Annotated in this window: 10 protein-coding genes; 1 reads left to right on the top strand and 9 read right to left on the bottom strand. The window is 64.8% G+C overall.

The features are described 5' to 3' along the window. Positions 1-8 precede the first annotated feature (8 nt). The 4 genes from FHS03_RS00460 to FHS03_RS00475 all read right to left on the bottom strand — a co-directional run bounded on the left by FHS03_RS00460 (position 9) and on the right by FHS03_RS00475 (position 5,832). Entirely contained in the window at positions 9-767 is a 759-nt protein-coding gene (locus FHS03_RS00460; RefSeq protein ID WP_229426001.1) for a PEP-CTERM/exosortase system-associated acyltransferase, read from the bottom strand. A gap of 91 nt (positions 768-858) precedes the next feature. Beyond that, the gene (locus FHS03_RS00465) at positions 859-1,698 is read right to left on the bottom strand and encodes a PEP-CTERM/exosortase system-associated acyltransferase (protein ID WP_229426002.1); all 840 of its coding nucleotides are present in this window, start codon (positions 1,696-1,698) and stop codon (positions 859-861) included. 157 nt (positions 1,699-1,855) lie between these two features. Further along, entirely contained in the window at positions 1,856-4,645 is a 2,790-nt protein-coding gene (prsT, locus tag FHS03_RS00470; protein ID WP_183439076.1) for an XrtA/PEP-CTERM system TPR-repeat protein PrsT, read from the bottom strand. 104 nt (positions 4,646-4,749) lie between these two features. Next, positions 4,750-5,832: an acyltransferase family protein gene (locus FHS03_RS00475; RefSeq protein ID WP_183439077.1), complete on the bottom strand. Its 1,083-nt coding sequence runs from the start codon at positions 5,830-5,832 to the stop codon at positions 4,750-4,752. Positions 5,833-6,032: 200 nt separating this feature from the next. On the opposite strand from FHS03_RS00475, the gene FHS03_RS00480 reads away from it, so the two are divergent. Beyond that, positions 6,033-6,743, top strand: a complete 711-nt coding sequence (locus FHS03_RS00480; protein ID WP_183439078.1) for a class I SAM-dependent methyltransferase — start codon at positions 6,033-6,035, stop codon at positions 6,741-6,743. Positions 6,744-6,753: 10 nt separating this feature from the next. On the opposite strand, the gene FHS03_RS00485 is transcribed toward FHS03_RS00480, so the two are convergent. The 5 genes from FHS03_RS00485 to FHS03_RS00505 form a co-directional block, all read right to left on the bottom strand. Beyond that, complete coding sequence (locus tag FHS03_RS00485) at positions 6,754-7,779, bottom strand: glycosyltransferase (protein WP_183439079.1); 1,026 nt, start codon at positions 7,777-7,779, stop codon at positions 6,754-6,756. A gap of 9 nt (positions 7,780-7,788) precedes the next feature. Beyond that, positions 7,789-8,751, bottom strand: a complete 963-nt coding sequence (locus FHS03_RS00490; RefSeq protein ID WP_183439080.1) for a glycosyltransferase family 2 protein — start codon at positions 8,749-8,751, stop codon at positions 7,789-7,791. A 12-nt stretch (positions 8,752-8,763) separates the two neighbouring features. After that, a complete protein-coding gene (locus tag FHS03_RS00495) occupies positions 8,764-10,617 on the bottom strand; it encodes an asparagine synthetase B family protein (RefSeq protein ID WP_183439081.1) in 1,854 nt (617 codons plus the stop codon). A gap of 100 nt (positions 10,618-10,717) precedes the next feature. Next, a complete protein-coding gene (locus FHS03_RS00500; protein WP_183439082.1) occupies positions 10,718-11,953 on the bottom strand; it encodes a pyridoxal-dependent decarboxylase, exosortase A system-associated in 1,236 nt (411 codons plus the stop codon). After that, positions 11,950-13,536 (bottom strand): acyl-CoA ligase (AMP-forming), exosortase A system-associated, encoded by a 1,587-nt coding sequence (locus FHS03_RS00505; protein ID WP_183439083.1) that lies wholly within the window; start codon positions 13,534-13,536, stop codon positions 11,950-11,952. Before FHS03_RS00505 ends, FHS03_RS00500 begins: the two co-directional genes overlap by 4 nt. Positions 13,537-13,604: the final 68 nt, after the last annotated feature.

Here is a 13,604-nt window from a genome sequence, read left to right on the forward strand (position 1 = left end):
GCGGCTGCTTACTCGGGCAGCGGCGGCATGTGGCGCCGGTAGTGCGGATTGCCGGCCGGTTCGGTGAACCAGGCCGACAGCGCCGGGTTGTGCTGGGCCAGGTGCAGCTCCAGGCGCCGCAAGTCCAGCAGATACGGCGTGACGGCGCCGTAGTAGTCGGTTTGCGGACCGATCGCATTGAAGGCGAAGCCCATCCTCTGCAGCGAACGCGCCAGCGAGCGCTCCATTGCCGCCAGCCAGTAGCGGATGCCGCTGGCCAGGCTGTGGCGGTACATCTCGCGGTACAGGCCAAAGAGCAGCATGGGCGATTCGCGGTCGTGGGCGCGCCGGCCCAGATTGCGCAGCCAGTTGTCATGCTCGCGCCGCTCGGCGCCCGGCACGCCATACAGGGAATCGGCGCGCTGGCGGCGGTGGCCCTTGCGCACGATGAGACGGGAAATCTCGGCCATCAGGTGGCGCGGCGGCATTTCATGGCCGGCGAACAAATGACAATGCAATTCCAGCGGATAGCATTGCGCGCGCTCGGGCTGCACCAGGCGCACCGTGCCGATCAGGGTTTCATCGCTGGCATAGGCCGCAAAATGGGTCGAGCATTCCTCATACTCGTCCTGCTCCAGGCCGTCGTTCGACGCCTCGGGACGCAGGAAGGCGTATTCCAGGCAGTACACCTCGTAACGCAGCTTGAAAATTTCGGGGGGGACGGCGCCCAGGGCGCCGCCACGGAAGGAACGGAAAATCTTGTGATTTGCTGCAGAACCATCCGCCAATGCCGAGTACTCTTCCCGGGAGAGAGGCAGAGCGGATTCCGGCTTCTTGGGGCCAAACTGAACCATCATAAAACTCTTTGCAACTAAGCCCCTATTTCTTGCCAGGGGCGCCAATCATGCGGTTGACGACCAAGGTCTTGACCAGCACCCAGATGGGGATCGGTTCATCGTTGAACCAGGCGGCCAGGAACTTGTTCTCGCGCTGTAATCTCACGTTCAGCTCTTCGAGGTCGACGATATGGGGCGTGACCGGCCCATAGTAATCCGTCGCAGGCCCGATGGGCACGAACTTGAAGCCCATCTTGTCCAGAGACCGGGCCAGCGAGCGTTCCATCGCTGCATACCAGAAACGGATGCCGTTCCGGCGGCTGTACTTATACATTTCCTTGTACATACCAAGCAGTAACAGTGGACTGTTGCCGCGCTGCTCGCGGTAGCGCGACGATGGCGAATTGGCGCCGCCTTGCACGAAATCCTTGGACACACCTTCCAAGGTATCGCCGCGGCGCCGCCGATACGTCTTCTTCACCACCAGGCGGGAAATCTCCCCAGCTTTCGCGCGCTCTGGAAACCGGAAATCGTCGAAAACCGTGCAATGGCTCTCGAACGGGTAGAGCATGTGCTCCTCCGGCTGGACCAGCCTCACGGTGCCGACGATTTCTCCGTCATGGTTGAAGGCGGCGAAGTGGCCGGAACAGGGATCGTATTCATCCCGCTCCATCCCGTCGCTATACTGCTGCGCGTCGAGAAAATTGCATTCGTTGCAGTAGACTTCGTAGCGCAGGCGATAGATGTCGTTCATCAATTCGCGATTGCTGCCGTTGTGCTCCGCTTCGTGGAAATCGAAGTAAGGGATCAGAATGTCACGCTTGCCGAGTATTCTCTCGATCAACATCTTTACCCCCCTTTTCCAGCCGAATGTCATTGCCATTCCATCCGCCCCCCTACCAAAAGTGAAGGCCGATACAGCAGAGCGTACCCGATTTCGAATTGAAATGCAGCACAATTTCAAACGGAACAGCCCGGCCAGATTGCTCCGTATTAAGTACTCTTAATTTTGAAGTAAGCCTTATATTTCCTAATGAAAATCAAAGTTGCTTCAACAGCGAGCGCGCCTCTTCCAGTTGCGGGAATTGCGCGCCGCTCGCCAGCAGCTTCTCCAGCTCCTTGCGCGCGCCCGCTTTGTCACCAGACTTATGCAAGCCGTATGCCAGGTGATAGCGCAGCTCGCCGGCGGCGCGCTCATCGGGGACGGCGGCGATGGCCTTGCGCAACAGTTCGATGCCGCGCGTGGTATTGCCCTGCTCGATCAACAACCAGCCCAGGGTGTCGACCACGGAAGGATGGGAGCTCTGCAATTTATACGCGTGTTCGGCCACCGCCAGCGCACGCGGGTCTTTCAATTGCTGGTAGACCCAGGCCAGATTGTTGAGCACGATCACATCGTCGACTTTTTTCTTTTGCAACGCTTCCAGCTGGGTCGCCGCCAGCTTGTAATTCTTGTCGCGGATATTGCCTTCCGCTTCCAGCAGGGCCACGGCGAAGTCGTCCGGCTTGTCCTTGCGCCATTGCGCCAGGCGCTGCGCGGCTTCCTTCTCCTTGCCCTGGGCGCGCAAGGTATTGTGGATTTTCAGGAAAATATTCGGCGCGCCCAGGCTCAAGGTCAGCGCTTTTTCGTACGCCACCAGGGCTTGTGCCGGCTTTTGCTGCGCCTCGTAGATATCACCTTCGAACAGATAGCCGGGCGGCTGCTTCGGTTGCTGTTTCTGCACCTGGCGCGCCAGCGTCAGCGCCTGCTCGTAATCACGCTTGGCCACGGCGATGCCGATCAGGCCCTGATAAGCAGGCAGGTAGTCGGCGTCGAGGGCGACGGCCTTTTTCAGGCTGTCCACGGCGGCGGCCTCGTTCTTGGCCAACTGCTGGGCCACGCCGATGCGGTAGAGCGGCACAGCCGACTTTGGCATCACGCTGGCCAGCTTGCTGAAGGTTTCCAGCGCGCCGGCCTGGTCCTTGGTGGCCAGCTGCGCCTGGCCCAGCACATCGAGCAGCTCGGGGCTGGCGGCATGGGCCACCTGGTATTTGCGCAGCAGCGTGACGGCCTTGACGGCCTCATTGCCGCGCATATAGTGGACCGCCAGCTGCAAGGCCGGCGCCAGCGCATCCGGGTTCTCGGTGGCGGCCTTGATCAGCCAGTTGGTCGCGACCTCGGGCTTGTTTTCCAGCACGGCGATATTCGCCAGCGCCGTCATCGCTTCCACGTTTTTCGGGTCTTTTTGCAGCAGCGGGTCGAAGCGCTGGCGCGCCAGGTCGAATTTGCGGTCTTGCAAATCGATCTGGGCCAGGTTGATCATCGAGGGCAGATAAGTCTTGTCCAGGCTCAGCGCTTTCTCGAAGCTGGCGCGCGCCTTCGGCAAATCCTTCTTGGCCAGGTAGATGCCGCCCTTGGTGTTATGCACCACGGGACGGTCGCCGTGTTTCTTCTCCAGTTCGGTGGCGATCTGCAGGGCTTTATCGAAATGCTCCAGACCCAGTTCGGTGCGCAGCAGGGCCAGGCCCGCTTCCAGCGAGCTGCTGTCGAGGGCGGCGGCGCGCTCCATCTCGGCCACGGCGCCGGTCTTGTCGCCCTGGGCCAGCTTGCTCAGGCCCAGCGAGGTGCGCAGCAGGGCTTTTTGCGGATCGAGCACGGTGGCCTTGCTGAAGTAGCTGGTGGCCTTGTCGAAATCGCGCGCCTGCATATAGGTTTCGCCTGCCAGCGCCAGCAGGCTGGCATCCTGCTGTTCGCCTTTCAGGGCCGGACCGAGCACGCTCAGCGCGTCGGGCGCCTGGCCGCTTTTGAGCAGGGCGCCGGCCAGCATCTTGCGCGCGTACACATTGTCGGGATTGGCTTCGAGGTATTTGCGCAGATACTGCTCGGCCTGCTTCACGGAACCGGTATTTAGCTCGACCGCGCCGGCCAGCAGCAGGGTCGGCATATGGTTCGGCGCCACGCGCAGCACTTTCAGCAGGTTTTCCTGGGCCGCCGTGTATTTGCCGCGCGAATAATCGAGCAGGGCCTGGGTATAGAGCACGATGAAATTATTCGGCGTCAGCTTGCGCGCCGCGTCGAGGCTGGTCTGGGCCGCATCGTATTTGCCGTCGGCCACCAGCAAGTAGGCGATTTCCAGGTGGGCGCTGCGGTGGTCCGGCTTGAGCTTGACCACTTGCTGGTAGGCGGCCAGCGCTTCGGCCGGCTTGTCCTGGAAGCGCAGCAGGTCGCCTTTGAAGGACCAGACCGCGGGATTCTGCGGGTCCTTGCTGACGGCTTCCTCGCCAAAGCGAATAGCGCCGTCCAGATCCTTGCGCAGAGAGGCCACGCGCGCCAGGCCGACCAGGGCTTCGCCGCTGTTGGGACGCAGCTTGAGCGCGGCCTGGAACGCTTCTTCGGCCTGCGCCGCCTTGTCGGCACCCAAACTCAGATAAGCATCGCCGCGCAGCACCTGCACCGCTTCCGACTTGTCGTTGGCGGTTTCGTCCAGCACCTTCTGGAACTCGCCTTGCATCAGCAGGGTGCGCGCCAGCACAGGCGTGGTCTTCTCGGCCGGGTATTTGAGCGCGATGGCGCGCCGGATTTCCTTTTCCGCCGCCAGCGGCTCGCCGAGATCGTTGTACAGGCTGGCCAGCTGGAAGCGCGCTTCGGCCAGGTCGGGACTCTTTTCCAGCGCATTTTTGAGCTGGATCAGGGCGGCCTTGTGATCGCCTTTTTGCTGGTACTGGCGGGCGTCCGCCAGCAGTTTTTCCGCCGACTCGCCCTTGCTGCAAGCGCTCATCCCCGCACCCAGCAGCAGTACTCCCGACATGAGGGCGGCGCTGACCGCCAGCTTGTTCACTCGACGCGACATAGTGTTCCCATTAATAGAAATAAAGATAACGCGCCCATGTTGTCACGCTCCAGCGTACAGGGCAATAGCCAGGCAAAACTTTCTGAAAATTTAAGATTTATATCCTAGGCGAAACTCGTATCCGCGGCGGACAGCGGGCGACGCGGGGTTTTCAGACGCAGTGCCGGCTTTTCCACCAAGTGCCAGCTGCACAGCCCACACATGCAAGCCAGGGCCATGGCCAGCGCAGTGGCGGTAAATTGCCCCAGGTCCGGCACATACCAGAGCAGCAGCTTGCCGGCCGGCCAGCCATACAGATAGACGCCATAGGAAATATCGGGCAGCCGGCGCCACGGCGCCAGCCAGGACGGGCCGTGGAAGGCCAGATAGAAGAAGAGATAGCTGCCACCCACCAGCAGGCTAAGTTCGGCCAAACCGAGCCAGGCCCCAAACGCCAGCACGGCCGCCGCCAAGGCTGCCCAATGCGGCCGGAAGCGCAGTTGCGCGCGCCAGCGGCAATACAGCATGCCCGCGCCGAAGAAAGCGAGGAAGCGCAGCATGGGGAATTGGCGGCAATCGGCATCCAGGCCCAGCGGACGCAAGGCGCCGCAGGCGGCGGCCGCGTACAGCAGCAAGACGGCCGCCAGCAAGGCCGCCATCAGCGCGCGGCGGCGCAGCAGGCCGGCCAGGCCCAACGCCAGCAGCACCAGATAACAGAGGAATTCATAGCGGATGGTCCACATCGCGCCGTTGACGCTGGCGTAATGGGTGCCGGCAAACACGGCCGGCGTGGCGGGAATGTCCAGGGTCAGCACGCTCCAGCCCAGGCCGCGCGGCCAGATGGCGCCGAAGTAGCCGGCCGGGGCCGCCAGCGGGCCGACCACGAAGACGCACAGCAGGGCCGCCAGCAGATAGCCGGGCACGATGCGCAGCAGGCGCTTGCGCAGATAGGGCACGGCGCTGGGCTGGCTGTCCCAGCTTTGCAGGATCAGGAAGCCGCTCAGCAGGAAGAAGCCGTCGACGGCGAATTCGCCGAAGCTGAAGCCGCCGCTGAGCATGGACAGCAGCTCGCGGCTGCGGTTGCCATCCATCATTTCCGGCGTGTGCGAGACAATGACCAGCAGGGCCAGGGCCAGCCGGATCAGGTTGAAGTTATTCGCTTGGCGCGACTCCGGCAAGGCAGGCGCTGGCATGGTCGTGTGCTGCATCCGTTTTCCCTCATCCATAGGCCGCCGCAGCAACTTGCAAAGCGGGAATGGCGATGGTGGCATGCGCCTGACAAATTATCAACTAAATAAATACTTTTACAACGCAAGGCGCGCAATTTGCTACGGCGGGCCGGCGCGGACATTGTAAAATAGACAGCTGTTGCAGCGCCCTATCGATAGCTCTTACGCGAGGTTGGAGAATGCCTGACGCAACCCACGATTCCCCTTACGGTGACTTTCCGCGTTCGGAAATGCGCGCCTTTGTGCCTGCCAGCGCGCACTGCGTGCTCGATGTCGGCTGCCATACCGGCGCCTTCGGCCTGGGGCTGAAACAGCGCGGCGTCGCCACCGTGTGGGGCGTGGAAGCCAATCCCGCCACGGCCGCCATCGCGGCGCGCCGCCTGGACAAGGTCATCCCCGGCTACTTCACCGGCGCGGAAGTGCCGGACGATTTCTTCGACGCCATCGTCTTCAACGACGTGCTGGAACATATGCCCGATCCGGCCGTGATCCTGCGCGCCGCCGCGCCCAAGCTGAAAGCCGGCGGCGTGGTGGTGGCCTCGATTCCGAATGTGCGCCATATCGACAATCTGGTGCATATGCTGAAGGAAAAGGATTTCCGCTACGAGCCGGCCGGCGTGCGCGACGCCACGCACCTGCGTTTCTACACGCTGAAAAGCATCCCGCGCCTGTTCGAGCAGGCCGGCTATGCGGTCGAGAAGCTGGAGGGCATCAACGAATCGTGGTGGACGCCTTCGCTGCTGCGCCGCCTGGCCTTCCGCTTTTTCTCCGGGTATTTCGCCGATACGCGCTTTATCCAGTTTGCGGTAGTGGCGCGTCCTGTCGCCGCGGCCGTCAGCGGCAGCGGCGCCGCCACCCACGCGCCGCGGGAGCAGGCGGCCACAGCCTAATCCCGGCCGTTCAAGCCTGGCTGTCCATGCGGCGCAGCACGCGCCGATGTTGGGTCCACAGCAGAAGGCGCAGGCAGCGCAGCGCCAGCGAAGCGCGCCGCTTCAGGTCGGGCGGGCCGAAACGCTGCTGCAGAAAATCCTGCACGCCCAGCAAGGCCGCTTCCGCATGCTGTTCGAAGCCGCGATGGCGCAGACGGTTGACGTCGAACAGCGCATAGTCCAGCAGTTTCAGCAGCAAGAGCTTGCGGTGGGCCGGCGGCGTGCTGCCGTGCCAAAAGATCAGGTAATTGCGCGCGATCAGATAGAAATAATAGGCGGGACGGTCGGTCTCGCGCTTGGGCATGGCGTGCTGCACGCTCGCCTCGTAGGCGACGGCGCTGGTCCAGCCGTGGGCCGCCAGGCGGGCGCCGATTTCGTCGTCCTCGTAATAAGCAAACATGCGCTCGTCGAGCGGGCCGGTCTGGGCCAGCGCCGCCAGGCGCAATAGCACGGCGGTGCCGGGCACCCACTGGTTGAGCGGCATCTGGCCGGCCAGGCGGCGCGCATCGTCGACCGAGCGCGGACGGCGGCTGATGCGCTGTTCCCAGTCGTGGAAGGCGCCGTAGAAATGGATCTTGTTGCGGTCTTCCATATCGGCCAGCAGCGGCGAGACGGCGCCGCAGCGCGGATCGGCATCGGCCACCTCCAGCAGGTGGGCCAACACATCATTGCCCGCCACCACGGCATCACTGTTCATCAGCCAGATGAAATCATAGCCCTGTTCCTGGGCGCGGCGGATGGCCAGATTATGGCCGCCGGCAAAGCCGCGGTTGGCCGCTTCGCGATGCAGCTGCACCGGCTGCGCGTCCAGGCCCTGCACCAGTTGCGCATAGTCGGCCGCCTCCGAACCGTTGTCGATGACGAGGATGTCGGCCTGCTGGCCCGGCGGCAGCGATTGGCGCCGCAGGCTGGCAACGCAGTCCAGGGTCTTGCCGGCGGTATTCCAGTTGAGGATGCTGATCAGGATGCGGCGCTGGGCGGAGGGCGTGGCTTGCATGGTGTCCTTTTAACGGCGCAGCAGGATGGTAATGGCCAGCGGCAGGAAGTACAGCACGCTGCGCGCATCGATGCGCCACTGCTTGAGCAGCACATCGCGGAAAGGCTTGCCATGCATGAGGCGGTGCAGCACGTCGGCCACGAAGCTTTTGCGCAGGGTGCGCACGGCGCGGCGGTTGTCCTCGATCTGGCGCTCGGAAAGCGGGAACAGGCGCGCGATCGCTTTTTTGTACTTCATTTCATGGTGCAGGCGTATCAGCGATTTCTCCGTGCCCCAGCCGGAGCCGGAGAAGATGTTCACGCCCGCGCCGCAAATGCATTCGCTGGCCGAGGAGAAGGCGATGCGCCGGGTCTGGCTGGACAGGTCGAGCCAGAACAGATAGTCCTCGCCGGCATACACGAACTCCTCGCGGAAGCGCAGGCGCGGGAAGCTGGCGTAGCGATACACCACGGTGGGCGTGCCGATCACATTGCCGCTCAAGACCTGGTCCTGCATATCGCCCTGGTAGACGTGCAGCTCGCTGCGGCCCGGCAGCAGCGCATGTTCGGACGGCGTGATGCGGCGCGCGCGGGAAAAGGCGCTGACGCTCTGATTGAGCTGGTAGAAATCGGTGAAATAGAAATCGTGGCCCGCTTCCAGCGCATGCAGGGCGTTGGCGAGATGGACTTCGGTCCACTCGTCGTCCGAATCGAGGAAGGCGACGTATTCGGTGCCGGGCGCAACCTGGTCGAGCGCCTTGTTGCGCGCCGCCGCCGGGCCGGCATTGGCCTGCTCGATCAGGCGCACGCGCGCCGCCTGCTGCGGCGGCAGCTGCGCCAGTTCGCTGCGCGCGCTGACGGGCGAGGCATCGTCCACCACGATGATGTCCAGATCGGCCGCCACGGTCTGCGCGAACACGGAGCGCAAGGCCTTGGCCAGGATGCCAGCTTCGCGCTGGAAGTAGGGAATGACGACGGCGATGCGGACGGACATCGTGCCTTCCCCTCAAACGCGCAGCGCGGGGCGCTGGCGGAACCACTGCTCCAGCATCATCAGCACCCAGACCATGGTGCCGTGGTAGCCCGCGTGCTCGGACAGGTGCTGGCCCACCAGCTGTTCGATGAATTCGCCGCGCACGATCTTGCGCTTTTTCAGGTCGGTCAGGCTGTCGCTGGCCAGCTGCTGCAAGGGCTTGTGCTGCTGCAGCCAGACGCCGAAGGGCAGGCCGAAACCGTGTTTCTGCTTGGTGATGATGGCGTCCGGCAGGAAGCCGCGCAGCGCCTCCTTGAAGAACCAGCGCAGTTGCGTGCCGTTGAGCTTCTGCTGCGGCGTCAGGCCGGCGGAGAAGGCCACCATCTCGTCGTTGAGGAAGGGGAAGGCCACCTCCATGCCGGCCAGCTCGCAAGCCTTCATCACCTTGGGCAGGTCGTTGTCGGCCAGGGTGATCTTCAAGTCCAGCGCCAGCATGCGGTTGATCAGGCTTTTCGCCTCGCTCTGGCCATAGGTGCGGCTCAAGCTGGCAAGCGGCTGGCCGATGTCGGCGCCGGCCAGGAATTCATCGGTGAACACTTGCTGCGGGCCGTAGCGGCCCAGCAGATTATAGGTTTCCAGGCGCGCCGGCATGGCGACCGAGGCCTGCTCGATATAACTGCGCGCCTTGCGCAGCAGGCGCACCCTCTCGCCGCCGGGGAAGTTGAACACGGCCGGTTCCAGCAAGGCCTTGCGCAGCAGTTCCGGCACGCGCTCATACAGCGCGAACACATGCTGCTTGGCGTAGCGTTCATTGCCGCCAAACAGCTCGTCGCCGCCGTCGCCGCCGAACATGCGGGTGATGCCGTCGGCCCGCGCCATGCGGGCGCAGTAAAAGGCCGGCACGGCGGAGGCGTTGCCGAAGGGCTGGTCGAAGACCTGGGCGATCTGGGGAATGGCGGATACCACATCGTCCGGCGTCACATAGTACTCATGGTGGGCGGTGCCGAAATGGCGCGAGGCGATGCGCGCATACTCCATCTCATCATAGCCCTGCGCCTCGAAGCCGATCGAGTAAGTCTGGGCCGGCGCGCCGCCCACATCGCACAGGATGCCGGCAATGGTGGAGCTGTCGGTGCCGCCGCTGAGGAAAGCGCCGACCTTGTGGCCACCGGCCGCCTCGCGCACGCTGCTGCGCAGCAGGGACAGGAATTCCTCGCGCAGCTCGGCGAAGGAGCGCTTGCCCTCTTCCTGGAACTGCATGCGCCAGTAGGGCCGGGTTTCGATGCGGCCCTGGCGGTAATGCAGGAATTCGCCCGGCAGCAGGCGCTGCTGCTGGCGGTAGGCGGTGCCGGGGCTGGGCACCATATGGAAGTAGACGTAGTTGTACAGGCCTTGCGCATCGAGTTCATTGCCGGCCTGAGGATGGCGCGCCAGCGCATCGGCCGAACTGGCGAACAGCAGGCTTTCGCCGGCCAGCTGCCAGTACAGGGGATGGGTGCCGAGGCGGTCGGTGGCCAGCATGGCTTCGCCGCTGGCTTCATCCAGCACGCAGATGGCGAAAGCGCCATGCAGGGCGGCGCTTAGGCGCTCCGCGCCCATCTGGCGCCAGGCGTTGCCCAAGGCCGCCGCCAAGCCTTGGGAGGCGGCCTGCTGCGCCAGCGCCGCATCGCGCAGCACGGGACTGCCCCACACGGCCACCAGCAAGCTGCCGTCGCGGTGCAGATGGGCGCTGCCTGCCTGCGCAACGACGGCAGCGGCGCTGCGCGTAGCGGCTTCGCTGTACGCCGCCGACTGGTCGAAGCGCGCCAGCGGCGCGGCCATCGCATCCACCACTTCCTTGCCGGCGCCGCCGGCGCCGTAACCCATCCACCCACACAAGCCGCTCATGATGCTTTCCTTGTTCGATGTTGAAGTCCGGCCGCAGCGCCGGGCGCCCGGCCCCGGCTTGGCAGCGGCGCCTGCGCAGAAATGGTTTGGACCGGCGCGCCTAGACCAGCACCTCAACCGCCGTTGGATGGCTGAGGAAGGCAGCCGGGCTGGCCGTGCGGCCATAGGCGCCCGATTGCAGCAGCACCACCAGATCGCCCGCCTGGGCCTGGCCCAGTTCCATCTGGTCGGCCAGCAGGTCGAGCGGCGTGCACAGGGGGCCGACCACGGAGGCGGTTTCGCGCGGGCCGCCCGCCACCCGGGTGCCGATGACGACCGGGTAGTTCTTGCGTATCACCTGGCCGAAATTGCCGGAAGCCGAGAGGTGATGGTGCAAGCCGCCGTCAGCGACCAGGTAGACCTGGCCGCGCGACTCCTTGCGGTCCACCACGCGGCAGACGTAAGCTCCCGCCTCGCCCACCAGATAGCGTCCCAGCTCGATCACGATCTGTGCCTGCCCCAGTTGCGGACGCGCCTCTTCCAGCAGGCGGCGCAGATTGGCGCCCACCGCTTCCAGGTCCAGCCGCTCTTCGCCGGGGAAGTAGGGAATGCCGAAACCGCCGCCGATATTCACGATGCGCGGTGCACGCGGCGCATCCTGCGCCAGGCGGATGGCCAGCGCCAGCGTTTTTTCGTGCGCCTCCTGGATCGCCGCCGCTTTCAGGTTCTGCGAGCCGCTGAAGATGTGGAAGCCGTGAAAATCCAGTTCCAGCTCGGCGATACGACGCAGCATCTGCGGCACGCGCTCGGCATCGACGCCGAACTGTTTCGGGCCGCCGCCCATCTTCATGCCCGAGGACTTCAATTCGAAATCGGGATTCACGCGCACCGCCACCTGGGGCTGGATGCCGAGGCGCTGGCCGATGAGAGCGGCGCGTTCCATCTCGCCTTCCGATTCCAGGTTCAGCACGATGCCGGCCGCGATCGCGCAGGACAATTCGGCATCGCTCTTGCCGGGACCGGCGAAGCTGATGCGGGCCGGGTCCATGCCGGTATCGAGCGCCACATGCAGCTCGCCGCCGGAAGCGACATCGATGCCGTCGACCAGGCCCGCCATATGCTGCACCACGGCCGGCATGGGATTGGCTTTCATCGCGTAGTGCAGATGCACGTCCGTAGGCAGATGCTTGCGCAGCAGGGCCACGCGCTCCGTCATGGCGCGCCGTTCGTAGACGTAGAAGGGAGTCTGGCCGACGCGCTGCGCCAGGCGCGCCAGCGGAATGCCGCCGATGTACAAGCTGTCGTCCTTGACTTCGAACTGCAGCAGGGCCGCGTGCTGCGGACGCGGCGCGCTCATTGCTGGCCCTCCGCGAACACGTTCTCATACTGCTGGCTGAGCAGCTTGCGGTCGATCTTGCCGTTCGGGTTGCGCGGCAGGGCCGCCTCGGCGATCACCACCTTCTGCGGCAGCATATAGGCCGGCAGGTGCGGCTTGACGGCGGCCAGCAGGTCGGAGGCGGTCAAGGCCACGCCTTCGCGCGGGAAGGCGACCACCACGATGGCCTGGCCCAGGGCCGGGTGCTTGACGCCGAGAGCGGCCGCTTCGGCCACCGCGTCGCGCGCATACACCACTTCCTCGACCTCGGTCGGGCTGACGCGGTAGCCGGAGGTCTTGATCATTTCGTCATTGCGGCTGATGAAGTAGAGGAAGCCTTCCTCGTCCTTGCGCACGGTATCGCCGGACCACACGGCCAGCTCGGTCAGCGGCAGGCCGTAGTGGCGCGGCGCCACCGGCTTGAAGCGTTCGGCGGTCTTGGCCGGATCGTTCCAGTAGCCCAGCGACACCAGCGCGCCGCGGTGCACCAGCTCGCCCGGTTCGCCCGGCGCGCACTCGCTGCCGTCGGGGCGCAGCACCATCACTTCCGCGTTCGGGATGGCCTTGCCCATGGAATCGGGGCGGCGTTCCAGCTCGGACGGCGGCAGGAAGGTGGAGCGGAAAGCTTCGGTCAAGCCATACATCAGGAAGGGCTTGGCGTTCGGCAGGGCCGCGCGCAGCGCATCGAGCGTGGGGCGCTGCATGGCGCCGCCGGAATTGGTCAGATAGCGCAGGGTGCAGTCGGCCGGCCAGTTCAGGGGCGCCAGCTGTATCCACAGCGGCGGCACGGCGGCCAGGCCGGTGATGCGTTCGGCCACCACGGCGTTCAACACGTCGCGCGGCAGCAGGTGGTTGATCAGCACCGCCGTGGCGCCGACATGGAAGGCCGTGGTGAGCTGGCTCAGGCCATAGTCGAAGCTGAGCGGCAGCACGGCCAGCAGGCGGTCGGCCGGGGTGTTTTCCAGATAGCTGGCGACGCTCTGCGCGCCGGCCACCAGATTGCGGTGCGACAGCACCACGCCTTTCGGCTTGCCGGTGCTGCCCGAGGTGTAGAGGATGGCGGCCATATCGCCGTCGATGGCGCGGTGTGGCGCGCCGTCGCTTGCAGCGCTCAGCGCCGCGTCCCAGGCCAGCACCTCGACACCGGGCAGCTGCGGCAGCTCGCCATTGCCGCCGACGGCGATCACGGTGCGCAGGTCGCGGCAATGGGCCAGGGCGGCCGCCAGCAATTTGAGGCGGTCGGCCGACGTCACCAATACGCGCACATTGCAGTCGGCCAGGATGTAGGCCACCTGTTCCGGCTTGAGCAGGGGATTGACGGGCACGAAGGCGCCGCCGGCCGCCGCCGCGCCGAACATGGCGGCGACATTCTCCACATTTTTTTCCATGTAGACGGCCACGCGCTCGCCGCGTTCCAGGCCGCCGCCGAGCAAGGCGTTGGCAACCTGGCGCACCAGGGCGGCCAGGCTGGCGTAATCCAACCGGCGCTGGCCGTACACCAGCGCCTCCGCAGCGGGACTGCGCTGCGCCGAACGGAATATGAAATCGTGTACCAGCTCGCTCATTGCATCCCTCTCGCTTACTTCCTTGCTTAATTTGCCAGCCCGCGTCCACGCGGACAAAATCCGGCTGT

Source organism: Pseudoduganella violacea (assembly GCF_014191875.1).
In the GTDB taxonomy this organism is placed as follows: domain Bacteria; phylum Pseudomonadota; class Gammaproteobacteria; order Burkholderiales; family Burkholderiaceae_D; genus Rugamonas; species Rugamonas violacea_A.

What these genes read in the sequence shown, in the direction of transcription:
- FHS03_RS00465 (WP_229426002.1), bottom strand. Translation starts at nt 1,698, where the DNA reads ATGGCAATGACATTCGGCTGGAAAAGGGGGGTAAAGATGTTGATCGAG.
- prsT (WP_183439076.1), bottom strand. Translation starts at nt 4,645, where the DNA reads ATGTCGCGTCGAGTGAACAAGCTGGCGGTCAGCGCCGCCCTCATGTCG.
- FHS03_RS00475 (WP_183439077.1), bottom strand. Translation starts at nt 5,832, where the DNA reads ATGCAGCACACGACCATGCCAGCGCCTGCCTTGCCGGAGTCGCGCCAA.
- FHS03_RS00480 (WP_183439078.1), top strand. Translation starts at nt 6,033, where the DNA reads ATGCCTGACGCAACCCACGATTCCCCTTACGGTGACTTTCCGCGTTCG.
- FHS03_RS00485 (WP_183439079.1), bottom strand. Translation starts at nt 7,779, where the DNA reads ATGCAAGCCACGCCCTCCGCCCAGCGCCGCATCCTGATCAGCATCCTC.
- FHS03_RS00490 (WP_183439080.1), bottom strand. Translation starts at nt 8,751, where the DNA reads ATGTCCGTCCGCATCGCCGTCGTCATTCCCTACTTCCAGCGCGAAGCT.
- FHS03_RS00495 (WP_183439081.1), bottom strand. Translation starts at nt 10,617, where the DNA reads ATGAGCGGCTTGTGTGGGTGGATGGGTTACGGCGCCGGCGGCGCCGGC.
- FHS03_RS00500 (WP_183439082.1), bottom strand. Translation starts at nt 11,953, where the DNA reads ATGAGCGCGCCGCGTCCGCAGCACGCGGCCCTGCTGCAGTTCGAAGTC.
- FHS03_RS00505 (WP_183439083.1), bottom strand. Translation starts at nt 13,536, where the DNA reads ATGAGCGAGCTGGTACACGATTTCATATTCCGTTCGGCGCAGCGCAGT.